At 53.4% G+C, this 26,605-nt stretch carries 23 protein-coding genes and 2 tRNA genes; 13 read left to right on the top strand and 12 right to left on the bottom strand.

What is annotated here, in order from left to right:
- Positions 1-2: 2 nt before the first annotated feature.
- Positions 3-2,894, bottom strand: coding sequence for a helicase C-terminal domain-containing protein (locus HF320_RS00125; protein WP_169276553.1), 2,892 nt, complete (start codon positions 2,892-2,894; stop codon positions 3-5).
- Between the two features lie 17 nt (positions 2,895-2,911).
- Positions 2,912-3,871 (bottom strand): D-alanine--D-alanine ligase family protein, encoded by a 960-nt coding sequence (locus tag HF320_RS00120; RefSeq protein ID WP_169276552.1) that lies wholly within the window; start codon positions 3,869-3,871, stop codon positions 2,912-2,914.
- A gap of 138 nt (positions 3,872-4,009) precedes the next feature.
- On the opposite strand from HF320_RS00120, the gene rlmN reads away from it, so the two are divergent.
- Positions 4,010-5,062: a dual-specificity RNA methyltransferase RlmN gene (gene rlmN / locus HF320_RS00115; RefSeq protein ID WP_169276551.1), complete on the top strand. Its 1,053-nt coding sequence runs from the start codon at positions 4,010-4,012 to the stop codon at positions 5,060-5,062.
- Between the two features lie 171 nt (positions 5,063-5,233).
- On the opposite strand, the gene HF320_RS00110 is transcribed toward rlmN, so the two are convergent.
- From HF320_RS00110 to rpmH, 9 genes are all read right to left on the bottom strand, one after another.
- Positions 5,234-5,485 carry a hypothetical protein gene (locus tag HF320_RS00110; RefSeq protein WP_169276550.1) on the bottom strand — a complete coding sequence of 84 codons (252 nt, stop codon included), beginning with the start codon at positions 5,483-5,485 and terminating at the stop codon, positions 5,234-5,236.
- Positions 5,485-6,303, bottom strand: coding sequence for a ParB/RepB/Spo0J family partition protein (locus tag HF320_RS00105; RefSeq protein ID WP_169276970.1), 819 nt, complete (start codon positions 6,301-6,303; stop codon positions 5,485-5,487). Before HF320_RS00105 ends, HF320_RS00110 begins: the two co-directional genes overlap by 1 nt.
- A gap of 43 nt (positions 6,304-6,346) precedes the next feature.
- Positions 6,347-7,147, bottom strand: coding sequence for a ParA family protein (locus HF320_RS00100; protein ID WP_022387175.1), 801 nt, complete (start codon positions 7,145-7,147; stop codon positions 6,347-6,349).
- A 368-nt stretch (positions 7,148-7,515) separates the two neighbouring features.
- Positions 7,516-8,277, bottom strand: coding sequence for a 16S rRNA (guanine(527)-N(7))-methyltransferase RsmG (gene rsmG / locus HF320_RS00095; RefSeq protein WP_169276549.1), 762 nt, complete (start codon positions 8,275-8,277; stop codon positions 7,516-7,518).
- Positions 8,278-8,378: 101 nt separating this feature from the next.
- Positions 8,379-8,933 (bottom strand): Jag family protein, encoded by a 555-nt coding sequence (locus HF320_RS00090; protein WP_169276548.1) that lies wholly within the window; start codon positions 8,931-8,933, stop codon positions 8,379-8,381.
- 30 nt (positions 8,934-8,963) lie between these two features.
- Entirely contained in the window at positions 8,964-9,734 is a 771-nt protein-coding gene (locus tag HF320_RS00085; protein ID WP_169276547.1) for a YidC/Oxa1 family membrane protein insertase, read from the bottom strand.
- Positions 9,735-9,762: 28 nt separating this feature from the next.
- On the bottom strand, positions 9,763-9,996 hold the full coding sequence (gene yidD, locus HF320_RS00080; RefSeq protein WP_075844206.1) for a membrane protein insertion efficiency factor YidD: 234 nt from the start codon (positions 9,994-9,996) through the stop codon (positions 9,763-9,765).
- Entirely contained in the window at positions 9,989-10,318 is a 330-nt protein-coding gene (gene rnpA, locus HF320_RS00075) for a ribonuclease P protein component (protein WP_075844205.1), read from the bottom strand. Before rnpA ends, yidD begins: the two co-directional genes overlap by 8 nt.
- Positions 10,319-10,333: 15 nt before the next feature.
- The gene (gene rpmH, locus HF320_RS00070) at positions 10,334-10,477 is read right to left on the bottom strand and encodes a 50S ribosomal protein L34 (RefSeq protein WP_022387171.1); all 144 of its coding nucleotides are present in this window, start codon (positions 10,475-10,477) and stop codon (positions 10,334-10,336) included.
- Between the two features lie 347 nt (positions 10,478-10,824).
- Here rpmH and HF320_RS00065 point away from each other — a divergent pair, with 347 nt between their 5' ends.
- From HF320_RS00065 to gyrA, 7 genes are all read left to right on the top strand, one after another.
- Positions 10,825-12,042: an ATP-binding protein gene (locus tag HF320_RS00065; protein WP_169276546.1), complete on the top strand. Its 1,218-nt coding sequence runs from the start codon at positions 10,825-10,827 to the stop codon at positions 12,040-12,042.
- On the top strand, positions 12,035-13,729 hold the full coding sequence (locus tag HF320_RS00060) for a DnaA ATPase domain-containing protein (protein ID WP_169276545.1): 1,695 nt from the start codon (positions 12,035-12,037) through the stop codon (positions 13,727-13,729). The genes HF320_RS00065 and HF320_RS00060 overlap by 8 nt, the downstream gene beginning before the upstream one ends.
- A gap of 228 nt (positions 13,730-13,957) precedes the next feature.
- Positions 13,958-15,058: a DNA polymerase III subunit beta gene (dnaN, locus tag HF320_RS00055; protein WP_169276544.1), complete on the top strand. Its 1,101-nt coding sequence runs from the start codon at positions 13,958-13,960 to the stop codon at positions 15,056-15,058.
- Positions 15,058-16,155, top strand: a complete 1,098-nt coding sequence (gene recF, locus HF320_RS00050; RefSeq protein ID WP_169276543.1) for a DNA replication/repair protein RecF — start codon at positions 15,058-15,060, stop codon at positions 16,153-16,155. The genes dnaN and recF overlap by 1 nt, the downstream gene beginning before the upstream one ends.
- Positions 16,139-16,699 carry a DUF721 domain-containing protein gene (locus HF320_RS00045; protein WP_169276542.1) on the top strand — a complete coding sequence of 187 codons (561 nt, stop codon included), beginning with the start codon at positions 16,139-16,141 and terminating at the stop codon, positions 16,697-16,699. Before recF ends, HF320_RS00045 begins: the two co-directional genes overlap by 17 nt.
- 114 nt (positions 16,700-16,813) lie before the next feature.
- Entirely contained in the window at positions 16,814-18,844 is a 2,031-nt protein-coding gene (gene gyrB / locus HF320_RS00040) for a DNA topoisomerase (ATP-hydrolyzing) subunit B (RefSeq protein ID WP_169276541.1), read from the top strand.
- A gap of 227 nt (positions 18,845-19,071) precedes the next feature.
- A complete protein-coding gene (gyrA, locus tag HF320_RS00035; RefSeq protein ID WP_169276969.1) occupies positions 19,072-21,786 on the top strand; it encodes a DNA gyrase subunit A in 2,715 nt (904 codons plus the stop codon).
- Between the two features lie 106 nt (positions 21,787-21,892).
- On the opposite strand, the gene HF320_RS00030 is transcribed toward gyrA, so the two are convergent.
- On the bottom strand, positions 21,893-22,393 hold the full coding sequence (locus HF320_RS00030; RefSeq protein WP_022387163.1) for a bifunctional nuclease family protein: 501 nt from the start codon (positions 22,391-22,393) through the stop codon (positions 21,893-21,895).
- A 184-nt stretch (positions 22,394-22,577) separates the two neighbouring features.
- On the opposite strand from HF320_RS00030, the gene HF320_RS00025 reads away from it, so the two are divergent.
- The 5 genes from HF320_RS00025 to typA all read left to right on the top strand — a co-directional run bounded on the left by HF320_RS00025 (position 22,578) and on the right by typA (position 26,157).
- Positions 22,578-22,654 (top strand) — tRNA-Ile (locus tag HF320_RS00025).
- Between the two features lie 66 nt (positions 22,655-22,720).
- Positions 22,721-22,796: transfer RNA gene (locus HF320_RS00020), tRNA-Ala, on the top strand.
- A 383-nt stretch (positions 22,797-23,179) separates the two neighbouring features.
- A complete protein-coding gene (locus HF320_RS00015) occupies positions 23,180-23,746 on the top strand; it encodes a J domain-containing protein (RefSeq protein ID WP_169276540.1) in 567 nt (188 codons plus the stop codon).
- A gap of 24 nt (positions 23,747-23,770) precedes the next feature.
- Positions 23,771-24,220 (top strand): hypothetical protein, encoded by a 450-nt coding sequence (locus HF320_RS00010; protein ID WP_169276539.1) that lies wholly within the window; start codon positions 23,771-23,773, stop codon positions 24,218-24,220.
- 98 nt (positions 24,221-24,318) lie between these two features.
- Positions 24,319-26,157 (top strand): translational GTPase TypA, encoded by a 1,839-nt coding sequence (gene typA / locus HF320_RS00005; RefSeq protein WP_022386549.1) that lies wholly within the window; start codon positions 24,319-24,321, stop codon positions 26,155-26,157.
- Positions 26,158-26,605 lie beyond the last annotated feature (448 nt).

Here is a 26,605-nt window from a genome sequence, read left to right as displayed (position 1 = left end):
GATTACTTCGACCTCGCGCGCCGCCACAACTCAAGATAGCGTCCAACCTGATTGGACTCGATTTTTTGATATCCAGAAGTTGGAAGCGATTGCAAAAACTTCTTTCCGTATCCCTTTGTCACCAGACGAGAATCAGCAAGCACGAGGACTCCCACGTCCGAAGATGTACGGATAAGACGACCCGCCGCCTGCTTGACCTCAAGCACCGCATCGGGCAATGCATACTGCGCCCAGGCCCGCTCTTCGCGAAGATCTCGCTCTTGAGCCAACGGATCGGTAGGGCTCGCAAAGGGGAGCTTGGGAATCACCACACAACGCAACGTATCGCCCGAGGCATCGAAACCCTCCCAAAATGCTTTTAAGGCAAAAAGGGACGACGATTTCTCTGCAATAAAATGGTCGCGAAGATAGCGCGGCGAAGAATTGCGCTGTTGGCACACGAGCTCCAGGCCTTCTGCCGCGAGCTTGGGTTCCACGCGAGCATAGAGGTCTTCCATGTCTCGCCTATTGGTAAATAGCGTCAGTGCCGATCCGCCCATGGCAAGATGCACATCAACGAGCAACTTTTCCATGGTATCAAGATACGCATCGCGGCTTCGCGGGTCGGGAACATCACCCGCCACCACAACCGTCATGTTCTCATCAAAGTTATAGCTTGAATCCAAATGCACGGTCTTGGTTAGCCCCGAGGGAAGACGATTGAGGCCAACAGACTTTGTAAAGTGAGAAAAATTGCCCGCAATCGAAATAGTTGCAGAAGTAAACACAACCGACTGCATCTCCGGAAGCCAACGCTCTGCCAGCGCTTCCCCGATGTCAAGGAGTTCGGCAGAAAGTGCCTCTCCACCCGCCTTGAGGCGACGATTCACCCGCAGCGAGAACACATAGCGCTCGTCGGTACCCTCAACGATAAGGGCAAGGGTTTCCTTCATCTCTTTAAGACGGCGTGCGCCGTCGGCAGCCTCAACAACAAGGTCTGGCTTATCTGCAGCCACGGCCTCCACCAGTGAGGCTAAATTCTTTGCTGCCTCATCGAGAGCAGAAAGCGCCGTATTTGCCGGGGCGAGGAATTCGTCCCAGCCCGCGCTTTCCCTTAAATCGGGACCGATCCAAAGGTTGACCATATCGTAGGAACCCCCGCGCTGAGTACGCGAAAGGTCACGGACGGCATCAAATAAATTAACCATGGCAAGCGAAGCGCGGCGCGTGCTCATCACCGCTTTTGCCGTAAGACCCATATAGAGCGTCGCCGCATCCGACCCGGCAAGCTGATGCGTCAGCTGCCCAAGGGCGCCCATGCGCTCGCCACCCAAATGCTCAAAGACTGTGCGGGATTCATCTGCAGAAACGGTCTGAGCCCACTGCCTACGCGCTTCACGCTCCACCGAATGGGCCTCGTCAACAATCCAGTGACGAATGGGAGGCAAAATCTTTCCGTCCGCCGCGACATTTCTAAAAAGAAGAGAATGGTTTGTGACCACGATATCGGCACGGGCCGCACGGCGGCGCGCACCATGAACCAAACAACCGTCTGGAAAGAACGGACAGAGGCGTCGTGCACACTCACGCGATGCAGTTGTGAGGTCGGCGCGGTTCACACTGCGCCAGCGTATGCCCAATCCATCAAGGTCCCCATCGGGAGATTGACAAGCAAAGGCATAAATAACCGCAATTGCCGTGAGGGTATCCGCCGGATCTTTATCCGTTTTGATTTCGCTCGATGAGCGACTCAGACGTTCAAGCTTGCGTAAACAGGGGTAGTGGTCGTAACCCTTGAGCGCGGTAAAGGAAAGGTCGCCATTATATTGAGCGGCTAGCCTGGGAAGCTCGTGGAACATGAGCTGATCGGCTAGATTGTTCGATTTTGTGGCGATGCCAACGGTAATGTGGTTGCGTTTTGCCGCCTCCGCCGCAGGCAAAAGGTATGCAATCGATTTGCCGACGCCTGTTCCGGCCTCAATAACGCGATGTCCGCGCAATGCAAAGGCATCGCGCACCTCCTGCGCCATCTCAACTTGCTCGGCGCGAGCTTCAAACCCCTCGTACATCGATGCGACTTTACCGCCGGGAAGAAACTCCGCCTCAATCTCTTCACGCGAGGGCATCTCGATGTTTGGCACATCATCAGCATCGACGCATTCGGGAGAGAGGTCGGCATGAACAACACGCTGTCTCTCCGCCACCAAGGAGAAAGCGGCACCCGGATTTTCCGCCGCGAGATAGGAAAAAATCGGACGATACGACCAGCTGACATCTGGATGCATGTCGGCGAGATGAGATAAAAGACCCGCAGGCAAGTCGGCCAACGCCGTAAGAAGAATGCGCCAGACACCGCACAGCGCCTCGACATCCGCATCCGCACGATGAGATACCGCATCGCAACCAAACAGATCGGCCATAAACGATAACTTGTGGGAAGCAAGGCGCGGCAATGCGATACGAGAAAGCGCGAGAGAGTCAATCCAGATATCACTTACGCGCACTCCACCCTTTACCGATTCGATAAAGGACCTATCGAATGTCGCGTTATGAGCGATGACAGGGCATCCCCCAACAAACTCTTCCAGCGCCGCTACTGCCTCTTCGGCACTCGGCGCGATGGCAACATCGGCATCGGTGATGCTCGTCAATCGCGTGATTTCCGCCGGTATGGGGCAGCCCGGATGAACAAAAGTATCGAATCTCTCTACCACCTCGCGACCGTGCATGCGGGCTGCAGATATCTCAATCAGCTTATTGTCCTGCAGCGAAAGTCCGGTCGTCTCGGTATCGAGAACAATCACATCATCTTCTATTAGTCCAAAAGAACGCGTTTTCGCGCGATCGGCGAGCGTCTCGTATGCTTCGATCACATAATCGGGAGTACCAGGTAAAACCGCGTCTTTCATGAGCATAAGGGCTGTATTTCTCCTTATCGCCTTCCCACTCGCGCAAGAGCCATCTCAACCAAGCTCGCACAAGCATCGGAAAACTCGATGTTAGCATGACGCAGCTCGTCTGGGAACAACGAGGCATCGGTCATGCCGGGAATAGTATTGGTTTCGAGAATAACAGGTCCTGAAGACGTCACGATAAAGTCACTGCGCGAAATGCCAAAACAACCCAAAGCCTCATGGGCGCGACAGGCTAGATCTTGCGCCTGTTCGTAATCTTCTTTGCTAATCCTGGCAGGAATGCGATGAATATCGGTGGGGTCGACATACTTCACAGCCAAATCGTAAAAATCACTCTGCTCGGGGCAACAAATCTCAACAACCGGAAGGGGCTTAAGCGTCTCGCTGTCCCCAAATACTCCAACGGTAATCTCGGTGCCCACGAGGCGCTGTTCGATAAGGACTTTGTCGCTGTATTTAAACGCCTTCTCAATGGCACAAGGAAGTTCCGAAGGATTTTTAACAAGAGAGATGCCGTAGCTCGATCCATTTACCGCCGGCTTCACAAAACTCTCTTCCCCCACAACCGCAACGATATCCTCAACGGTTATAGGATCATCTTTCTTCAAGGTAACGCCCTTTGCGATAGGAATGCCCGCATTGGCATAGATGAGTTTTGAGACGTCCTTGTCCGCGCCGCATGCGCTCGAAAACGCATCTGACGCCGTGTAGGGGATACCCAGATAGTCAAGAACGTGCTGGATCTCCCCATCTTCGCCACCAGCTCCATGCATGGCAAGAAACGCCAGGTCGTAGGTGCGAATGCTGTCTATAAACATTTTGTCTGCCGGATCGAGCAGATCAACCTTTTTAAACCCAGCTGCCCGCAGGGCATCTCTTGCATTTTCACCCGATTTGAGCGAAACCTCTCGCTCCGATGAGCTTCCCCCCGCAAGAACTGCAATGCGAAGATTCTTATCGATAGCCTGGGTTTGCATCGTTCCCCCACTCAACAGCAAAAAAGACCTCATACACGATGTACTTTTACGTATCTCGCGCCTCCCTGCTCCTTTTATTTCGCAGAGATACTTTATTGTAGAGATAACTTTGTTTTGTAGCGTATTGAAAGGGGCATCATGGAGCAGATTGTCCGTAAACGGGATATTCGTGATCTTACCTATGCCGAACTCGCCGAGGTTGTCTCGTCATGCGGTCAGCCCGCATTTCGCACTAAGCAGCTGCATGAGTGGATTTCTGTTAAGAACGTATGTTCGTTTGAAGAAATGACGAATCTTCCCAAAACCCTCCGTGCTGCGCTCGAGGAAGAGTATTGCTTCAACACTCCCAAGGAAATCGTTAAGCAGGTTTCCCGTGACGGATCGCGTAAGTATCTTCTTAAATTCTCCGACGGTGTCTCTGTTGAGACTGTCGGTATGCCAACGCGTAATAAACTCTCGGTCTGTGTCTCAACCCAAGCTGGATGCGGAATGGGTTGCGCCTTTTGCGCAACTGGACTCTCAGGCCTCACTCGCTCCCTTACAGCCCGCGAGATTATCGACCAGGTTCTTCACGTTTCTCAGGACTTTGGCGAGCGCGTGACCAGCGTCGTCTTTATGGGGCAGGGAGAACCCTTCAATAATTTTGATAACGTTCTCGAAGCGCTTCGCACCCTTAACGACCCCGAGGGTTTCGCTATCGGGGCGCGCCATCTTACCGTTTCTACCAGCGGTATTATTCCTGGAATCCGTCGCTTTGCAGACCTTCCCGAGCAATTCACCCTCGCCATTTCCCTGCACTCTGCCATTCAATCTACGCGCAACCAGTTGATGCCCGGTGTTAAAAAGTTCACTCTGCCGCGTCTTCACGAGGCAATCCAGCTCTATGTCGAAAAGACTGGCCGTAGGCCCACGTATGAATACGCCATGATTGACGGTATCAATGACAACAATCCTGAGATGAATGCTCTTGTTGAGTTCTGCGAGGGGACACTGTGTCACGTCAACCTTATCCAACTTAACAACGTCGAGAACAGCCCGCTCAAGCCTTCTCCCATCTCAAAGGTCGAAGAGCTCCAACGTCGTCTATCCAAGCACGGTGTTGAAACCACGATTCGCAATTCACGTGGGGGAGACATCGATGCCGCGTGTGGTCAGCTTAAGCAGCGTCGCTTCAAAAGCAACGAATCTTAAACATCGTTTCACATGAAACATGTAATGCCGCCGCTCACGATTGAGCGGCGGCATTTTTCTTTGCGCAATCTGCCATCTATACGGGATTGATTGCAAAAAAGGATGGAGCTGATGCCCCATCCTTTTTTATTCACTCAACTTAATAAACGAGTTTGTATATAGTAAGGTACCTTAATAACCAATCATATCCCATTGGTTAGAAACCCAATCCTGATTTACCTTTGGATTTTTGGTCATTTGCGCCGTCTTTAATGCTACATCTTCCGTAACACTATCAACCTTCCTTTTTGATTCCTTATACATATCTTGCGCTCCGCGCGTCAATCGTCCGCGAAACTCGCTATCAGTCGCAATCTTATAGCCAAAGAGCGATCCAGCAACAACAATTGCACCAAGGCCAAGATATCCAATTAACTTTTTCATTATTCCTCCGCACTATTCATAACAACGGACAGAATCTGCGAGAGTTCCTCCTCGTCTTTAAACTCAATTTCAATCTTGTTCTTTCCACGCGACGACTTCACTTTAACGTTCGTATTAAAAACTTGACGCAAAGCGCGTGCTGCCTTCTTGTACGACTGCGGTGTCACAGCCTTAGACTTCTTTGGCTCTTCTCCGACAGAAAACAACGGTGCAAGGTTTTCAGTCGCACGAACAGACAATCCCTCATTTACAACCTTCTGAGCAAGACGAATCCTAGCATCCTCAAAGGGAACTGCAAGGATTGCTCGCGCATGACCAGCTGTCATCTTTCCATCAAAGAGAAATTGCTGTACTTCATCAGGAAGGTCGAGAAGGCGAAGCGAATTGGTGATTGCAGAACGAGACTTCGAAACTGCTTTAGAAAGAGCTTCTTGAGTCATTCCGCTTTCCTTTAGAAGCTGCTTATACCCCTTAGCCTCTTCGATGGGATTCAAATCGGAACGCTGCAGATTTTCAATCAAAGCAAGCTCGAGCATCTTTTGATCATCAACGTCTTTGATAATCACAGGTAGTTTTTCGATTCCGGCCAACTTCGATGCTTGGTACCTACGTTCTCCGGCAATGATTTCGTATTTCTGTCCTTTTTTGCGAACCAGCAACGGCTGCAATACACCATTCTCACGAATCGACTCGCTGAGTTCCTGCAAAAGAGTCTCATTAAAATGCGTGCGAGGCTGATTGGGGTTGGGTTGAATCTTAGTGATATCTACAAGCGTATCAGAAGTTACATTCCCAGTTTCAGTTTGAGCTTCACTCATCAAAGCATTCAAACCACGACCAAGCGCCTGCTTCTTCTTAGGACTAGGCACGACGAATCACCTCTTTGGCAAGATCCATGTATGCTTTGGAACCCTTATTGTTTGGTGCGTAAGTAATCACAGGCATTCCAAAAGAGGGAGCCTCGGATACTTTTACAGATCGCGGAATGCAGGTTTTAAACGCCTTATCGCCAAAGAATCCCTTAACTTCATCAACAACCTGATTTGAAAGCGAAGTACGAGAATCGTACATCGTCAAAAGAACGCCGTAGGTTTCAAGCTCTTTATTGATACGCGTTTTAACCATGCGCATCGACTCCAGAAGCTTTGTAACTCCCTCGAGCGCGTAGTACTCACACTGAATTGGAATTAACACGCTGTCAGCCGCTGTCAATGCATTAATCGTTAGAAGTCCAAGTGACGGAGGGCAATCGATAAAGATGAAATCAAACTCATCAACAATCGGTTCTAGAAGATCCTTAAGGCGTGTTTCTCGCGCCATTGCAGAAACGAGTTCAATTTCTGCACCTGCAAGCTGGATAGTTGCAGGAATTACAAACACTCGCTTACATTCGGTGGACTGAATAATCTCCTCTGCGGGAACATCATGAAGAAGTGAATCGTAAACACACGCCTCAAGCTGCTCTTTATCGATTCCAAAACCACTTGTTGTATTTCCCTGCGGATCAAAATCCACAATGAGCACCTTTTTATTTTGCTCACCGAGCGCTGCCGCCAGATTTACTGCCGTAGTGGATTTACCTACGCCGCCCTTTTGATTGATGATCGCAATTACACGCGTGTCTTTTGCGCTTTTAGACCGTTTTACGTCTCTAAAGCCCACGTCACCCTCCTTGTTTAATTGAACTTCATTTTGAGTGATCGTATTGTTTCACGTGAAACAATTCAATTTCTATAGCCCATTATGTTTCACGTGAAACAAACATGCAAGAGGATATCCACAAGCCGCACTACCTAAACCACAAGCACAGAACTATGGCAGTACTATTCTCAAGTCGAGAATACAAAAGGCATTTCAATTTTATACAAAGTGCTTACGTTCGGGCTCTATCACTGAATTGATCGACTAATCCTTTTATCTGTATAAAAATAAGCGCTCGGATATAGATCCAAGCGCTTTACAAGATTTAGCAAACTTAAACTAAATCAACTAATGAAATACAATCTCGTTTGATTGTTTCACGTGAAACATTATGCAAGAGGATTCTTGCGAGCCATTCCATTTTGACGAGGTAAGGAAATGGAGGGTTTGGAAACACGTTCAAACAAGAATATTTCTCGATGACCTAAATCAAATGGAAGGTCAAATGTATCGGTTCGAACTAATGTAAGACCACAGATGGAAGCAGCCTGCTGAGCAGAAACCAACTCATTAGCTTCTGGATTGCCTTTTGAAATAATGAGACGTCCCCGTTTACGTAGAAATGGGGTTGCATATTCAATGAGGATCGGCATGCTTGCAAGAGCTCTTGCAACAACGATATCAAAGCATACTTTATTTTGAATCGCATATTCCTCGATGCGAGTGTGAACAGCAGTTGCACGATCAAGTTGAAGCTTCTGGATAATAGCGTTAACAGCGTTTACTTTCTTTCCAACAGAGTCAATAAGCGTCCCCGTGGCCCCGGTAGCAATAGCCAATGGAATACCCGGGAAACCAGCGCCAGTGCCCATATCAAGATAGCTAAGATCGGAGGAATCAAAATATCGAGCAAGGACAAGAGAATCAAGAAGATGAAGAATAATCGCTTCATCAAGATCGGTAATACGCGTCAGATTAATGTAGGAATTGACCTGCTCAACATAGAGAAGATGCATAAGGCAATCTTGAGCTTGTCGAGAAGTAAGAGTGATATTAAAGCTCGAACAGACATCAAGGAGCTTTTCCGTCAGAACCTTGATCTCCTGGTCCGTATACTCAAGCTTTTGCAGAACGATAGGGCGACCAGACATAGCTACTCCTTAATCAATTTTGACTGAAATCAGTGTAACAAGAATTTCAGTCAAAAAAAGAGGGTCATTACTGACCCTCTTTCAAGCATATGAATAAATACTTATACCACGGTAATAACAACACGACGCTCGGGGTCCGAACCTTCGGAATGAGTATCGACCTTCTTGTTCTCACGAAGAGCGATATGAACAAGACGACGCTCATAAGCACTCATAGGCGGAAGGCTAACAGTGGAATGCTGACGCACCGCGCGTGCGGCAGCGGAGTGAGCCATGGAAATAACCTTGTCATGACGACGGCTCTTATATCCTTCGACGTCAACAGAAACCGGATAACGGAACCCAAGACGACGACTCACCAGAAGCGAGAACATGGTCTGAAGGGACTCAAGGGTACGACCATGACGACCGATAAGAACCGCAAGATCGGGGGCGGTCACATCGAGAATGAGCTCTCCTTCATCACCCTCATACTCATCGATGGGGGAATCGGAAGCGTCAAAATAGCCAAGGATAGAACGAAGAATAGAGATAGCAACATCAGCGATGGTGTCGAGCTGCTCATCAGTGAGCTCTTCGCCTGCTTTATATGCTGCGGCGATTTCCGGATAGTCACCTGAATACTCAGTAGACGTTTCCTCGTTGATATCAGACATGAAACACTCCAATTATTAGGTACCTAATAATTACTTCTTCTTGTGCGGGCGCTGCTTGTGCTCACGGCGAACAACGTTGACCTCGATGGGAGCATTGGCCATACGCTCCTCTTCCTCGGCCTTTGCCTTATCGATAACCTTCTGGGTAACGAAGATCTGCTGAACAACCTGCCAAGCGGAGGATACATCGTAGTACAGAAGAACACCGGCAGGAAGGCTCCAGCCAATGAAGAGCATGAAGAAAGACATGATGATGGCCGTGGTCTTCATGGTCTGAGCCTGAGCGCCCGTCTGGTTGCGAGACATATAGAGCTGCGGAACAAGCGTCAGAACGGCAAAAAGCAGCAGCGCGACAACATACGGCGCGGCAACGCCAAAACCCTGAGGCAAGGTAGCGGCAACAGAGGTCTGAAGGTTGGGAAGGATGCCATAGAAGGAGAAGGTCTCTCCATCAAAGTAATCACCAAGATGCTGGAGAAGCGTAAACAGGGCGCACAAGATGGGCATCTGAATCAGCAAGGGCAAGCAGCCGCCAAAGGGGCTGAACTTATTCTCGGCGTAAAACTTCTGCATCTCCTGCGACTGACGCTGAGGGTCGTCGGCGTAGCGCTCCTGAATCTCCTGAATCTTAGGAGTAAGCACCTGCATGCGAGCGGTAGACTTGCTCGACTTGATCATCAGCGGCGTCAAGAGCAAACGAATGATGACAACCAAGATGATGATGGACAGACCCCAGTCGACAGCAAACTGCTGAATCAACGCAAGAATCTGAAAAAGGACGTTAACGATCCAATCCCACATGTAATAATCCTCCGATACGAATCATGCCTCACGGCACGGGATCATAGCCGCCGTCATGCAAGGGATTACACCGAAGAATGCGGCGCAATCCAAGCCAGCAGCCTTTAAGAACACCATACTTGCCCACAGCTTCGACAGCATATTGCGAACATGTGGGGAAGTATATACATGAATCGGGTAGGAGGGGTGAAATATAACGCTGATAGCACCGAATGAGCGCTATGGCCGCACGCTGAAGAGGCGACCGACGCGCACTATCCATCCAAACCAGCCCGAACACATAAGGACTCAAGAGCCGCCGTCATCTCTGCAGGAGAGGATGTGCGGGTCTTGGGGGTTGCAAATAGAATGATCTCGTACCCATCTCTCGGTAGGCGACACGTACGTGCGGCTTCTCTCAAAACGCGCTTAGAGCGATTGCGCACAACGGCGCAACCCAGCCTTTTGGCAGCAACGAAGGCGACCCGACCTGGATCGCCTTCGTTGCTTGAACCACATATAACCATTCTTATCAGGGGATGGTTATACCGCTTCCCCTGCGTGAACACATGCTCGAAATCTTTTCGAGACTTCAATGTCCTCATGCGAGAAGCATGCGCTTATTTATCGCTGACGGTCAGACGCTTGCGGCCCTTGGCACGACGGCGAGCGAGCACGGCGCGGCCGCCCTTGGTAGCCATACGAGCACGGAAGCCGTGAGTCTTAGCACGCTTGCGCTTGTTAGGTTGGTAAGTACGCTTCATGGTAAAAATCCTCCTGCTGCATTTCGTGAGTTCACGATTTAGACACCTGAGCTTTGAAATTGTAGGGAATATGATGCGCCAATGTCAATCAAAAGAATCTAAAAGAACCCAAGTCACCATAGGTTTCTTCACGTTTTTCGAACCTTTTAAAACACTCAACAATTGTTTTCACACTTTTTCATGCCCTTTTCTCAAGTTTTCAACAGGTCACGTTGAAAGCGTTGATAACTTTTCATTGCGTTTTTTCACTTTTCATCCATTTGGGAAAAGTTGTTGAAAAGTGAAAAAACCTTACGGACGTTGCTGCTATCCTTGAAGGCACGAGAAAACTGTTGAGAAAGAAAACGATGTCAGACGATTTCTACCCCTTTGTGGACTCGGGAGATCCGGCACCCGATAACGCCCATCTCACCGGTGAAGCGCAACAACACCACACCTCCGAGCAGGAGGAGACCACAAGCGTGAGCTACGCCACGCGCATCGCTATCTATGACGACATGTTCTCAACACCGCGCGTCATTGTCGTCTCCCCACAGGCAACACGCCCCTACCTCGAAGAAATCACCAACACAGTGTATAAAAATATGAAAGAGCAGGGCGGCTCCATCTCGGTGATGGTTATCCGTGAAATCGTGGAAAACTTCATCCACGCCCATTTCATGGAACCGATTATCTCGATTCTCGATGGGGGAAACACGATTCGTTTTGCAGATCAGGGACCGGGAATCGAGGATAAAGAACTGGCGTTCGAGTTTGGCATCACGTCTGCCGATAGCGACCAAAAGCGTTATATCCGCGGCACGGGAGCGGGCTTCCCCCTGGTTCAACAATATCTTGAAAATGCAGGGGGAATCGTTTCTATCGAGGACAACCTCAATGGCGGAACCGTGGTGACGGTCACGCTCGACCCGGCTCGTGTAAACGAGATCTCGATGTCCCATACATCGGGGGCAATCAGGGGCGCGGTACCTCACCCCATGGATATGCCCACGGGCGCAGGAGCGACAGGGGCAATGGGGGCGCCGGGGATGCCCACCGCGGGCACGCCGCAGCAATGGCAGCAGATGATGCCGCAGCAGCCGGGAGCATGGCAATATCAGATGCAATATGGCCAGCAGGGCATGCAGTCTCCGTATCAACAACCCTACGGAATGCAAGGCGCATACATCCCCGCCGCCCACCCTCAGCAGGGATTTCCCCAACAGGGATACACGATGCCGGGATTTCCCCAGCAAGGGTACCCAGCGGTTCCCCAACAGGCATACCAGCAGGCAACGCCCCCAATGGGAATGCCCACAATGGGCGGGCCGGCAGCGCAGGCGAATGCACTTTTTGTCAGTTCCCGCGGTCAGCAGGCCTTATCTTTCCTGATGTCCAACGCCACCTGCGGACCCACCGACCTAGGACACGTATTTGGATCGTCTCCGGCCACATGGTCACGAGAGCTCTCCAACCTTCAAAGATCGGGCTTTATCCACAAGCACGGTCAAAAGTACATGCTCACCGACACGGGCCGAGCATGGATAGAAGAACAGATGCCACGAGAGGATGTGAACAATGGATAACGAGGCCCAGATTCTCCTCGACGACATTATCTCGTTTTGCCAGCGCGATGGGCTCGACACGCGACTCATCAACATGCTCGGTCAATCCATCCCCGTGTCGTTGGACGACGAGTCTCTCACCCTGCAGGTTCCAAGCAGGTTCGCATCAACCTACCTACTCAAGCAGCAGGAGACGATAGAGCGCTATCTGGAAGAGATTACCTTTGCGCCGATGGCGCTCAGGGTCGAGGTCCCCGCGATGCCAGCGCCGGCGCAAGTACAGCCGCCGGTGCCCCAGGCATCTGCCCAAGCAGCATATTCGCCGGCGGCGGCGGACGCTGCCCAAGAGGCGAACGCATCTTCAAAATCAGTTGAAAACCGCAGCTTCACAGCGCAAGCGAGCGCGTTTTCCGATATACCTATGCCGCATCGGACCAACCGAGACGCGGAGCCCACAAGCGTCAAGGTCAACAACACGATGACGCCCGAGATGTTTCAGCGCATGATGAGCAGTATGAAACAGCAGGAGACGGCACCGGTTGCTTCACGTGAAACCACACCTGTCGAAAAACCTCAGCAGGCAAAGACAATCGAGCCCGCCGCGGGCATTAACTCGAAGTTCACCTTCGACACCTTCGTCCCAGGTGTGGAAAACAGGCATGCGTATCAATCCGCTCTACGTTTCACAGCAAGCGTGGAGGTGCCGGGCGAGTGCACATCACTTTTCATCTACGGAAAATCGGGCTTGGGCAAAACGCATCTTTTGTTTGCAATCAAAAACTTCTTGGCAGTCGACAAACCCGAGATCACGGTTAAATATGCCAATAGCCAGACCTATATCGATGACTTCATTAACGAAGTCGCCAAGCAAAAAAACGACGGGCACAGCATCCTTCGCGAATATCACGAGGCCAACGTCTTGATCATCGACGATATTCAAAACATCATCGGTAAGCAGGCGAGCATCGACTACTTCTTCAGCTTGATGGACGAATACATTCGCGAAAACAAGAAAATCGTCATCGCCTCAGACCGCGCGCCAAAAGACCTTGGCATGGATGAGCGCCTCACGAGCCGCTTTAGCTCCGGCATGCTCTGCCTTATCTCTGAGCCTGGATTCGAAATGAAGTACCTCATCTTGCAAAACTATTGCAAGCGGATGGCTTCCAATACGCACGAACTTCCTGCAGCCGGTGCACCATCGATTTTCTCTAACCTGCAGATGCACGAAGGGCACCTCACCGAAGATCATCTCAAGCATATGGCGGAGGTATCAGGCAACAACATCCGCGAGCTCGAAAGCTTCTGCGAACGCTGTGCCAGCCTCTCTTATGAAAAAGAACAGGCTGGAAAAGAGCTGTCCGCAGAGGATATCGATGCGGTGGCAAACGAGTACTTCGATACAGCGAGAAAGGTTATTGCGCCCAAAACCGTACAGTCTGTCGTGGAAGGCTATTACAACATCAGCCATGAGGACATGATTGGCAGAAAGAGGCAAAAAACAATCGCGTTTGCCCGTCATGTTGCTATCTACCTGGTAAATGACATGTGCGACGTGAAATCCCAGGCCGCCCTCGGAGCGGTGTTTGGACGAGACCACGCCACCATTGTCCACAGTATCAGCGTCGTGGAAGGAAAACTTCGGGAGGATGCTAATTTTGGCGAGGAGCTCGCACAGCTCAAGAACAAGATCATCCTTAAGTCATAATCATTGTTGAAAAGTAACGGGAAAGAAGAGGGAAACTTGTCGGCAACTTCCGGGAACGCGTTGAAAGATTTCGTGCGCGTGCGGGCTGTTGAAAAGAACGGGTGTTGTCAACGGGTGGAAAGCTGAAAAGAAAAAGCCTTTTACCTGCGCAAATGCCAGTAGTCAACTTCTTCCACTGTCTTATTACTATTATTAGATTTATCTATATATAGAAGAAAGGTAATAGAGATGCGCTTCACCGTCAGTCAGTCTTCTCTCGCAGATGCTCTCGCCATCGTACAAAAGGGCATTGCGAGTGCATCTACACTCCCCATCCTCTCCGGCGTTCTCATCAAAGCGGAAGACGGTGTTCTTGAGTTCCAAACAAGCAACTACACCATTTCTATTCGTCATCGTGTTGCCGCACGCGTGGATGAGCCTGGTCGCGTGGTTGTTCCCTGCAAGATGCTCGCCAGTATTACAAAGACGCTTCCCGACGCACCGGTTAACTTTGTTGTGGAAGATCGACAGGTTTCCATCACCTGCGCCAAGAGCTCCTTTAGGTTGAACACGCTCGATGCAGTCGATTTCCCGGAGTTCCCCACACTTGCTCTTGAGCGTTCTGTCGAACTTCCTACCGACATTTTGTCCGAAATGGTATCGCGTGTTTGGCGCGTCACTTCTACCGATAAGAACCGTCAGGTTCTCACCGGCGTGCAGATGACGGTCGAAAATAACATGCTGCGCCTGGTGGCCACCGACGCATATCGTCTTGCGGTGTGCGATACGCAGGTGGAGACTTCCTCGCTCGAGGGAAGTTTTGAGCTCATTGTTCCTTCCGACGCCTTCAATGATGCCCTGTCCATCGCTCCCGCCCATGGCACCATCACTGTGGGCGCCACCGACAACCAGGTTGTTTTCATGGCTGAGAACACGACATATGTGGCACGCCGCATCGAGGGCACGTTCCCGGACTACAAGGGTCTTTTGCCTGACACCTGTTCGACTTCGGTCAATCTCGACGTCTCCTCTTTTAATGCCGTGCTCAAGCGCGTGACCGTTGTTGCGCCTTCGAACTCCGCCGTTCGCTTCGATGTGGACACCGACGCAAACACCCTCACGCTTTCTGCGTACTCCAGCGATCAAGATCAGGCGAGCGAGACGATCGAGACCGCTGTAGAGGGAACCAATTGCATGGTTGGATTCAACTACAGCTACATCTTCGGTTGCCTGAATGCGCTTGGCCACGAGAAAGAGATCACGCTTGAGCTCACCGAGGGACGTCCGGGCGTCTTTAAGTCTTACGACAAGATTAACTACATCTATCTGGTCATGCCCGTTCGTGTCTAATGAATGTGCTCGCACGCACTCTTTCGGTGCATAACTACCGCAGCTTTAAGGAATTTGATGTCGAGCTCGATCCCGATATCACGATTCTCATTGGCCGCAATGCGGTGGGGAAGACCAACCTCATAGAGTCGGTTCAGCTGTTGACAGCGGGACAATCGTTTCGCCGTCCCACGTCATCTCAGCTGGTGCGCAACGGCGAGGGCACTTGTCGTATCGATCTTTCGTTTACGGGCGAGGGACGGCGGGTCGAGCATGCGCTTGTCTGTTCCGAGGGAAAGAAGAGCTTCTTTTCAAACGGCAAACGTACCTCGGCCGCCGGGATGCGGGGCTTGGTTCCAAGCATATTGTTCTGCCCCGACCACCTCGATATGATCAAGCGCGCGGCTTCGCACCGCAGGGCTGCGCTCGACGATTTTGGCATTCAGCTCAACGATCGCTACGCCCACCTGGTTTCGTCATATGCTCGCGTCGTCGAGCAGCGCAACAGCCTGCTCAAAGAATATCCCGTTCCCACCGACTTGTTGGTGGCATGGGATGAGGCGTTGATACAGACGGGCGCCGCTCTGCTTTCCCATCGGCTGTCGCTACTCGAGCGCATTCGCTTGCGCATGGTTGACGCCTACCGTGCCATCGCGCCCACCGAAGCGCTCGGCCTTTCCTATCAGTCGACGGTGGGAGAAATTGACAAATCGACTTCGCGTGCCGAGATAGAGGAGCTCTTCCGTGGCGCCCTGAGCCGCGCTGCCGAGGATGAACGCCGCCGCGGCATCACGGTGGTGGGACCGCATCGTGACGAGATTTCCTTTTCCATCGATGGGAGGGAGGCGCGCGACTTTGCGAGTCAAGGGCAGCAAAGAAGCCTTGTGCTTGCTTGGAAAATCGCCGAGGCGGAGGTGGCGAGCGATATTTTAGGCAGATATCCCATGTTGCTCCTGGACGACGTGATGAGCGAGCTCGATGCGCGCCGCCGCGAGGCGATAACCGGGTTTGTGCAAGGCGAGATCCAGACGATCATCACCACGACGAACCTGGGCTATTTTTCCAACGATGTTATAGACCGCGCGAAGGTGGTGCATATCGATGGCGAGAAAAAGTGATCGCTTTGGCGCCACGCAGGGGCTCGGAAGCATCCTCGAGCAGGAGAAACGCCGCATTTACGACGATGCAACCCCTGCCAAGCGCGAAGCATTTTTAGAGGCAGAGCGGGCGCGGGAGGTTTACCGTGCCTGGAATACCGTTTGTGCCCGCACGCGCGAGGGTCAGCATGTGTGCGGCCTGCACTTTGTCCCCGAGACGCGGGAGCTCGTCGTGTACGTCGACGGCTCCTCGTGGGTCAACGAACTCACCGTTTTGCGCGAGATTATCCGTGCGCGTATGGAGGCGTGCGGGGTGCGCGTCTCGGCTCTGGTGTTCAAACTGTCCCGAAAGGGATATGAAGCTCCGCGCGCGGCATCTTCCGCTGCGAACAAGGTCAAGTCCTCGCCTTGCGCAGGCCTGCCTCGAGCCGAGCTTTCCTCTGCCGATGTTGCCGCAATCGATGCTCGTGTTTCCCATATCAAGGATGAAAGTCTTCAAAGAGCGCTTAAATCCGCGATGGGCGCGGGGCTTTCGCTAGACAAGACCCGCAAATCAACGAAATAGCCATATTCGGCCTCTGGTGGCCCCAGAGCGCTATTTGTACCTTATGTAGGACCCTGAATGTAGGCTAGAATATATAAGATTATCTCTATTTGCGTAAAGAGGGGGAGTTGGCGCGTGGCTAAAGAAGAGTCATACGATGGCAACGAAATTAAGATCCTTGAGGGTCTTGAGGCCGTTCGCAAGCGTCCGGGTATGTATATCGGCTCGACGAGCTCTTCCGGATTGCATCATCTGGTATGGGAGATCGTCGATAACGCGGTCGACGAGGCCATGGCGGGGTATTGCTCCAAGATTTTGGTGACGGTGCATGCGGACAACTCCATCACCGTTGTCGATAATGGCCGCGGTATTCCTGTGGATGAGCACCCGGTCAAGAAGATCCCGACTCTCGAGGTCGTTATGACCATCCTGCATGCCGGCGGCAAGTTCGATAACTCCGCCTATAAGGTGTCGGGTGGCTTGCACGGCGTGGGCGTTTCGGTTGTTAACGCCTTGTCAAAGAAGATGGTCGTGCAGGTTAGGCGCGATGGCAAAATCTACGAAATGCAGTTCTCGCGCGGCAATACCGTGGAAAAGATGAAGGAAGTTGGAACTTCCCAGGAAACGGGTACGTCCGTGACCTTCTGGCCTGACGGGGAGATCTTCGAGACCACCGTTTATGATTTCGACATCCTGCACAATCGCCTGCAGGAAACGGCGTTTTTGAATAAGAATCTCGAGATCGTCCTCACCGATGAGCGTGAGAGAACGCCGCGCGTCGAGGAATTTTGCTATGCCGGCGGTATTATCGACTTCGTCAAATTCCTCAATGAGGGCAAGGATGTCCCCGAGGCCCTAAAGGACCCCATCTATATCGAGGGAACGTCCGAAGAAGGGGTTCCTACCGATAGGATGGGAGATGTCGAGGTTGCCCTGCAGTGGAATACGTCGTATTCCGAGACGGTCATGAGCTTTGCCAACGATATCTACACCCCCGAGGGAGGTATGCATCTCGAAGGATTCCGCACCGCGCTTACACGCGTGATCAACGACTATGCGCGCAAGCAGGGCATCCTTAAGGAGAAAGAATCCAACCTCACGGGTGATGACGTGCGCGAGGGCCTTTCTGCCGTCATCTCCGTCAAGCTTGCCGATCCGCAGTTCGAGGGTCAGACCAAGGCTAAGCTCGGCAGCTCTTTTATGCGTACGCTGGTGCTCAAGATCGTTACCGACGGTCTGACCGATTACCTGGAAGAGCACCCCAAGCAGGGTCGTGAAATCGTCAAGAAGGCCCAGCAGGCATCCAAGGCTCGCAACGCGGCGCGCAAGGCACGCGAGGCGACGCGCCGCAAGAGCTTGCTCGAGACCGCGGCGCTCCCCGGAAAGCTTGCCGATTGCTCGGTGCGTGATGCCGAGATGACCGAGCTCTTCATTGTAGAGGGCGACTCGGCAGGTGGCTCCGCTAAGGACGGCCGCCGCCGAGACATCCAAGCCATCTTGCCCCTGCGCGGCAAAATCCTGAACGTCGAGCGCGTGGGCGATCACCGAGCTTTCTCTTCCGACACCATTCAGTCGCTCATCACGGCCATTGGCTGCGGCGTGACTACGGGTTCGGGCGATGGCGGAGATTTTGATATCACCAAGGCCCGTTACCACAAGATCATCATCATGACCGATGCAGATGTTGACGGTGCCCATATCCGTATCCTGCTGCTTACGTTCTTTTACAAGTACATGCGTCCGTTGATCGACGCCGGCTATGTCTACGTGGCGTGCCCGCCGATCTTTGGCATCAAGGTGCGCAACAAGATTCACTATGTCTATCCCAATGGCAGGCAGCCCGAAGACGAGATCTTGGCCGACACCATCCGCAGTCTTGGCCTCAACCCCGACGATGGCGATGAAGAAGGCAAGGCCGAAGGCGGCAAGATCGCCAAGAAGCGCAAGGGCTACACCGTTCAGCGCTACAAGGGTCTGGGAGAGATGGATCCCAAGCAGCTTGCCTCGACCACCATGGACCCCAAGACCCGTATTCTGCAGCGCGTGACTATCGAGGATGCCATCACTGCCGATCGCGCCGTGCGAGAGCTCATGGGCTCTGAGGTTAGCTATCGCCGTGAGTATATCGAGAAGCATGCTCACGACGCTCGCTTCTTGGACGCCTAGCCTGCGCGGCTTTCCCAGGTACCCGACCTCTCCCTTCAATCGCCGGTCGCGTATCTAAGTACGCTTCCCTCCTCTTTCAAGGCAATCTCGGGCACCTGGAAAACCCGTCTTCGTTGTCGGGAGGATAGCGTTTTTCTCTCGGTGAAAGTTCTGGGACGGGTTGATTGAGCAGCTGCATGAATGAACGTAACCACGACCAACCAAGGAGGTAGTACGTGGCAGAAGATATGAACAATAACGACAACGAGCAGTCGGAGGGCATGCCCGACGATCTGCGCCGTTTGCTCGCCCGGGCAGAACAGGGAGAGGATGGAGGTCCCGACTCCTATAACCCTGACGCCGAAGACGAAGAAGAGGATGATGACGCGGAGCTCGAGGAGAGCTTTGGCGCCGTGGACCGCGGTACCGATGCCGGCGAGGATATCAACGGTGGCCAGCTGCAGATTTCCGAGTTCGGTCAGGAAATGAAGCAGTCCTTCATCGAGTATTCGATGTCGGTTATCACCGCCCGCGCCCTGCCGGATGTTCGCGACGGCTTGAAGCCGGTTCACCGTCGTATCCTATACGCGATGAACGAGAGTGGCATCTATCCCAACCGCCCGCACAAGAAGTCTGCCTGGACCGTCGGTGAAGTAATCGGTAAGTATCACCCGCACGGTGACTTGGCGGTCTACGAGACGATGGTCCGCCTTGCCCAGTGGTTCTCGATGCGCACCCCGCTCATCGACGGCCATGGCAACTTTGGCAACATCGATGGCGACTCCGCGGCTGCCATGCGCTACACCGAGAGTCGTTTGGCGAAACCCGCCATGGAGCTCCTGCGCGATTTGCAAAAGGACACCGTCGACTGGCAGCCCAACTACGACGAATCCCTGGCAGAGCCTGTTGCCCTGCCGGCGCGTTTCCCCAACTTGCTGGTCAACGGCAGTCAGGGTATTGCTGTTGGCATGGCGACGAATATCGCTCCGCACAACCTTACCGAGGCAATTGAGGCAACCTGCTACCTCATCGACAATCCAGACGCGACGGTCGACGAGCTCATGCAAATCATGCCGGGCCCCGATTTCCCGACAGGCGCCATCATCATGGGTTCCGACGGTATTCGTCAAAGTTATGAGACCGGTCGCGGTTCCATCACCGTGCGCGCCAAGGCTCATGTCGAGACCACCAAGACGGGCCGCAACCGTCTGGTGTTCACCGAGATCCCCTATATGGTCAACAAGGGCACCCTGCAGGAAAAGATCGCTCAGCTGGTGAACGAGAAGCGCGTTGAGGGTATTTCCGATATGCGCGATGAGTCGAACCAGAAGGGTATTCGTCTTGTCATCGAGCTCAAGAAGAATGTTATCCCGCAGGTTGTTCTCAATAACCTCTATAAGTACACCTCGCTACAGACCACGTTTGGCGCCAACAACCTGGCGCTTGTCAACGGCGTGCCCAAGTGTCTCTCCCTGCGCGAGATGTTGCAGTACTACATTGACCATCAGGTTGACGTCGTTACCCGCCGCACGCGCTTTGACCTTAAGAAGGCTCAAGCTCGCGCTCATATCCTCGAGGGCTATCTCATGGCTCTCGACCATATCGACGAGGTCATCTCGATTATCCGTTCTTCGCGCACCGATTCCGAGGCTTCTGCTCGCTTGATCGAGCGCTTTGGCTTCACGACCGAACAGACCGCCGCTATTCTCGAGATGAAGCTGCGCCGCCTGACCGGTCTTGAGCGCGATAAGATCCAGGAGGAACTGGATGGCCTGCGCCGCGCCATTGCCTACTATGAGGACCTTCTTGCCCATGAGGAGAAGATTCTTGGCGTGATCAAAGAGGAGATGCGCGAGATCTCCCGTAAGTTTGGCGATAAGCGCCGCACCAAGATTGCAGCGGCGGAGCGCAACCTCGATGTAGAGGACCTCATTGCCGACGAGGATATGGTCGTCACCATCACTCATACCGGTTACGTCAAGCGTATTCCCGTGGCTGCCTATCGCGCTCAGAAGCGCGGCGGCAAGGGCGTTACGGGCGTGAGCTTGAAAGAGGACGATGTCATCGAAGAGATGTTTATCGCCAGTACCCATGAGTACGTGCTCTTTTTCTCCAACCGTGGCAAGGTGTATCGCCTTAAGGTTCACGAGCTTCCCGAAGGTTCGCGTCAGGCGCGCGGAACGGCGATCGTTAACCTGTTGCCGTTCGAAGAGGGCGAGAAGATTGCCAGTGTGATTTCTTGCCGCGAGTTCCCTGAGGATGAATATCTGCTGTTTGCAACCAGCAGCGGCATGATCAAGAAGACGGTTATGAGCGCTTACGACCGCAGCCGTCGCGATGGCATTATCGCCATCAACCTAAAAGATGGCGATGCGTTGCTCAACGTTCGCCGCGTGCGCGAGGGCGACAAGATCATCATGGCGACGACCGCGGGCAAGGCTATCGTTTTCGGTGAGGATCAAGTGCGCGCCACAGGCCGCGATACCAGCGGTGTGCGCGGCATCACAATGAAAGACGGCGCCAGTGTCCTGGGCATGGAGGTTTCCAACGGTACGGGCGACCTCTTTGTCATCACCGAGCATGGCTTTGGCAAACGTACTCCGGTCGCCGACTATCCCGAGCAAAACCGTGGCGGCCAGGGCGTCTTCACCATTCAGATGACCGACCGCAAGGGCCAGCTGGCGGCAATGAAGACCGTGGGGCCGCAGCATGAACTGTTTATTGTCACCGAGGGCGCCACGGTGATTCGCGTGAAGACCGACGAGATTTCTCAGACTGGTCGCGCGACACAGGGCGTCAAGATGATGACTGTGGCGGATGGCGACCGCGTGACTGCCGTTGCGCGTATGGAGAGAGCTACGGAGAAGGCTGAGGTTTCCGGAGAAGCCGAGGAAAAGCCCGAGGAGGCTTCTGGCGACGACGGCGCGGCAGGAGAGCCTGTCGGGGATTTGATTGACGAATAGCCGGTTTATCGTCGACAGGGAAGATGACTAAAGAAGGGCCCATCCATTGGATGGGCCCTTCGTGTTTGAGGCGAGGGTTTATGTTGCTGTAAGAAAGATGGGTCGACTAGAAGTCGTCGGGGGAGAGCGTGTGGACGAACTCGTCGAATTTTTGCTGCTCCGCCTCATCGTTCGTGTCGGTCTGGTATGAGAAGGTGCCCGCGCGGTTCATAATGTCGTCCTCAACATAGATGGGGGCGTTTACGCGCACGGCAAAAGCGAGTGCATCGCTTGGGCGCGCATCGACTGCGTGCTCTTTGCCGTTTTGATCGAGAATGATGACGTTGGCGAAGAAAACCGGGGTTTCCATGTGGGAAATCTCAACGCGAGCGATTTTAGCGCCAAGCTCTTTAACGGCATTGACGGTGAAATCGTGTGTGATAGGTCGTCCGGGGTTCTTCCCGTCAATTCCCTGGCTCAGCGCAGCGGCCTCGAAGGACCCGGTCTGGATGGAGAGGGCGCGAAGAGGGGCTTCGTTTGACTCTGAGGTTTCGCGCTCGCGTAGGACGATGAGGGACGGATGTGGACCGGCGGCCATAACGATGGTTTCGATATCAACGCGAATCATTATGGCACCTCCTTATAGACGATGATGGGATAGGAATATTTCACCTGCTTGAATCGGATAGTAATAGTACCCAAAATAAGGGGAAAGCGCGTGCGATTTCGATATATGAGCCAACTAAAAAAATTTTTTTAAAAAAGTCGTTGACTTAGAAAAACGGTCTGGGCTAATATAATCACCGCGCGATGGACCTGTAGCTCAGTTGGTTAGAGCGTCCGGCTGATAACCGGGAGGTCACAAGTTCGAATCTTGTCAGGTCCACCACCTTTTCTTTCGCAATAGACACCCCAGCGAGAGCCGAGTCGCCGCTGGGGTGTTTATTACTGATGTGGGGGTTTAGCTCAGCTGGGAGAGCGCGGGCTTTGCAAGCCTGAGGTCAGGGGTTCGATCCCCCTAACCTCCACCATTTGAAATTAAGGCCGCAGCCGAGAGGTTGCGGCTTTTTTGTTGCCCGTGCACGGGATCGAACCCCGTGAGGGTGCGGAGCTGAGTGAACGCGAAAGCGTTCGCCAGCGCAGCACGCAAGGCGCGCACGCGCCGCAGCGCACCGCGCGGCCCGCCGCGCGCGATCCCCCTAACCTCCACCATTTGAAATTAAGGCCGCAGCCGAGAGGTTGCGGCTTTTTTGTTGCCCGTATACGGGATCGAACCCCGTGAGGGCGCCATTCTCCAGAGACGTAAAGCTCATCCGTCTGTCCACCCTTTGAGTGGAGAAACCTGCCGCGCGTAAGCCCGTGCCGTTGTTATGTGACAATTGCTATCGATACATCATTGCATTTGGGAGGTGCTATGACGCGGGAAGAGGCATTGACGGCGCTGGGGCTCGATGGTGATGCTACTCAAGATGAAATCACGGCAGCCTATCGCGAGCTTGCGCAAATGCTCCATCCCGATAAGTACGGCACGAGCAAACGCCTGCGCGAGCGCGCGGAGCAGCAAATGCGCGTTATCAACGAGGCACGCTATACGCTCTTGAGGGGTCGTGCGGCAAGACGCCCGGCATCTACTTCTGCCGTCGCTACGGCTCAAGATATCTATATCGAAGCGACCATCCGCGCCCGTGCTGCCGAGACGGCACGTCTTGCGGTGGTTGCTTCCCTTCGCACGATGAAAGAGCGGCGTCAAGGCAGGATCACTATGCTTGTTATCTCCCTTGTTGTCGCGCTCGTAAGCTCGCGTCTTCGTGGTACAGTTGGTGCGCTGGCCTTTTCCATTTCATCTATGCTTGTCGTATGGGGCGGGGTTGATGTGGTGATGTTCGGAAATCAGATCCGCGTATTAAAGCAGCGCTCTCTCGAGCTGCTGCGCACGCGCGACCGTGCACGGGAGATTGCCCAGCAGGCACAGGAGCTCTAAGACAAACAGGAAGGGACTTGCTCGATGGCACAGAATCCAAGCGATACCGGATCGGTATCCGAAGCCCTCGATGGCATGGTGTGTAACCTGTTGGGGGCCTATCTTGATTCCCTTGCTGAAGGGGAGGACCCCGGTGTTGTCCTGGCTATAGAGGACGCTCAGAGCAACTGCTTCCAGGCGGCATTCACCGATGACGGTGAAGAACAATGTCTGGATGCTGCGGAGGCTTTTGTGCAGGGTCATGCCCAGGGCTACAGCGAAGAGGGCGTGGGGCCCATCGAACGCTATGCTATCGCCTACACGGGCGCCGTCGATATCGACGGCTGTTACGAGGATGCTATCATGGCGAGCTTCTTTGAATGCGGCATGGACGTCGCCTATTCGGCATATGTTTTGTTCTCACATGCCGGCGAGGGCGAAAACTTTATGTGGAGCGACCCTGAACCCGCAGGTGAAGAACCTCCATTGCTATAAAACTCTATTACTATAGAGAAGTTTTTTATGCCGAATCACAGTCGAAGCGCCTATGCTTTGGCTGCATGTTATGTCGATAGTAGACAAAGGGGAACTGTATGCGTGTAGAGCACTTGAGGGACATCGCGATCATCGCTCACGTTGACCACGGCAAGACCACGCTGGTCGATAAACTGTTGCGTGCAACGGATGCCTTCCGTGCCAACCAGCAGGTGCAGGAGCGCGTGCTGGACTCCAACGACCAGGAGCGCGAGCGTGGCATCACCATCTTGGCCAAGAACATCTCCATCGAGTACAAGGGCGTGAAGATTAACGTTCTTGACACCCCGGGCCATGCCGATTTTGGCGGCGAGGTCGAGCGCGTGCTGCGCATGGCCGATGGCGCCCTGTTGCTGGTCGATGCGTTTGAGGGTCCTATGCCCCAGACCAGGTTCGTGCTGCGTCATGCTATCGACACCGGCCTTTCTATCATGATCGTCATCAATAAGATCGACCGTCCTGGCGCCGATCCCGAGAAGGCGTATAACGACTGCCTCGACCTCATGGCCGACCTGGGCGCTACCGACGAGCAGCTCGAATTCGCCATGGAGCACGTGGTCTACGCGAGCGCTATGAACGGCTTTGCCCGTCTTGACCCCAACGACGGCAACATGGACATGTATCCGCTGCTCGACATGATTGTCGACGACATGCCCGCTCCCGAGGTCGATGTGGATGGCCCTCTTGCCATGCAGTGCGTGACCATCGATCACTCGAACTTTGTCGGGCGCATTGGCATCGGCCGCGTGTACTCCGGCACTATCCATGACGGCGACAACATCCTTGTGGTCAAGAATGACGGCGAGCGAAAGACCGCTCAGGTCAAGCAGCTGTTCACCTTCGACTATCTGGGCCGCACTGAGTGCAAGGAAGTTGGCGCGGGCGACATCGCCGCTGTCGTGGGCATCGATTCCACTGATATCGGCGACGTCTACACCGACCCCGAGAATCCCGTTGAACTCGATCCTATCGAGATCGATCCCCCGACTCTTTCCATTGTTTTTGAGCCTTCGACTTCTCCGCTTGTTGGTCGCGATGGTGACATCGTCGGTGGCCGTCAACTCAAGGAGCGTTTGTTTAACGAGCGCGAGAACAACGTGACCATGAAGATCGAGGAACTACCCGATAAGACCGGCGTCGAGGTTTCCGGCCGCGGCATCCTGCATCTCTCCGTTCTGATGGAGACTATGCGTCGCGAGGGCTTTGAGTTCCAGGTTGGTCGTCCCCGCGTGCTGTTTAAGCAGGATTCCAACGGCAACAAGATGGAGCCGGTGGAGCAGGCTGTTGTCGAGTGCCCCGACGAGTATTCGGGTAAAGTCGTCGAGGTCTTTGGTAACGCCGGCGGCATCATGACCAACATGGACGCCAGCGGTACGGTTACGCATCTTGAGTTCAAGATTCCGACCCGTGGCATCATGGGCCTCAAGAACCGCATCATGAACGTTACGCACGGTGAGGGCGTGTTCTATCACACCTTCCTTGAGTATGGTCCGTTCGCTGGCGATATCGGCGGCCGCAACAACGGTGCCATGATTTCGATGACCACCGAGAAGGCAGTTGCCTATGCTCTCGGAACGCTTCAGGAGCGCGGTCAGCTGTTTGTGGAGCCAGGCACCGAGTGCTATGAGGGTATGCTCGTGGGCGAGCGCTCCAAGCCGGGTGACATGGTGGTCAACATTGCGCGTACCAAGAATCTGGGTAACCAGCGTTCTTCCACGTCCGATATTTCTGTCCAGCTGGTTCCGCCCCGCACCTTCACGCTCGAGGAGGCGCTGGAGTATATCGTCGACGACGAGCTGGTCGAGGTCACGCCCAAGCACATTCGCCTGCGCAAGCGCCTGCTCAATGCGATCGATCGTAAGAAGGCCGCCGTTCGCGCTGCCAATATGAGCAAGTAGGATTGCTCGCGTATAGTTCGCCTGATTGAGGGGCGGTCATCGACGTGATGTCGGTGGCCGCCTTTTTTGTCTATAGCCGTCTATAGGGATGGCTTTGCTGAGCGGCCAATAAGGGCGACGGCGGTGAATTCGCGTGCTTGCGGCGAGGAATTTTTTACCATTTCTCTTCTGAGTTAGCGATGCGTGCTCGATACCGTTTATTCAATGGACGATGTGCGCCCGATGCCGTCTGTTCAACGGGCGATGAGTGGCGGCAAATCGTTCATTTTGAAATGAGTGGCGGCAATTCGCGCGAAACGGGGCCGCATTTTGTCTCTAGGTGGTCGCGTCACTAATTTTGGTGTAAAAGGCCTCCCGGCGACGCGCCGGGAGGCCCGGCCGTTCCCTAGAATCGTGGGTCACCACAACTTACGGTCCTAGAGAAAGGAACGGCCAGATGGATACCATA

Origin of the sequence: Collinsella acetigenes (assembly GCF_012844445.1) — a bacterium.
Classification (GTDB): domain Bacteria; phylum Actinomycetota; class Coriobacteriia; order Coriobacteriales; family Coriobacteriaceae; genus Collinsella; species Collinsella acetigenes.
Note: the sequence above shows the minus strand (reverse complement) of the source record. Positions and strands in the feature narration are given on the sequence as shown.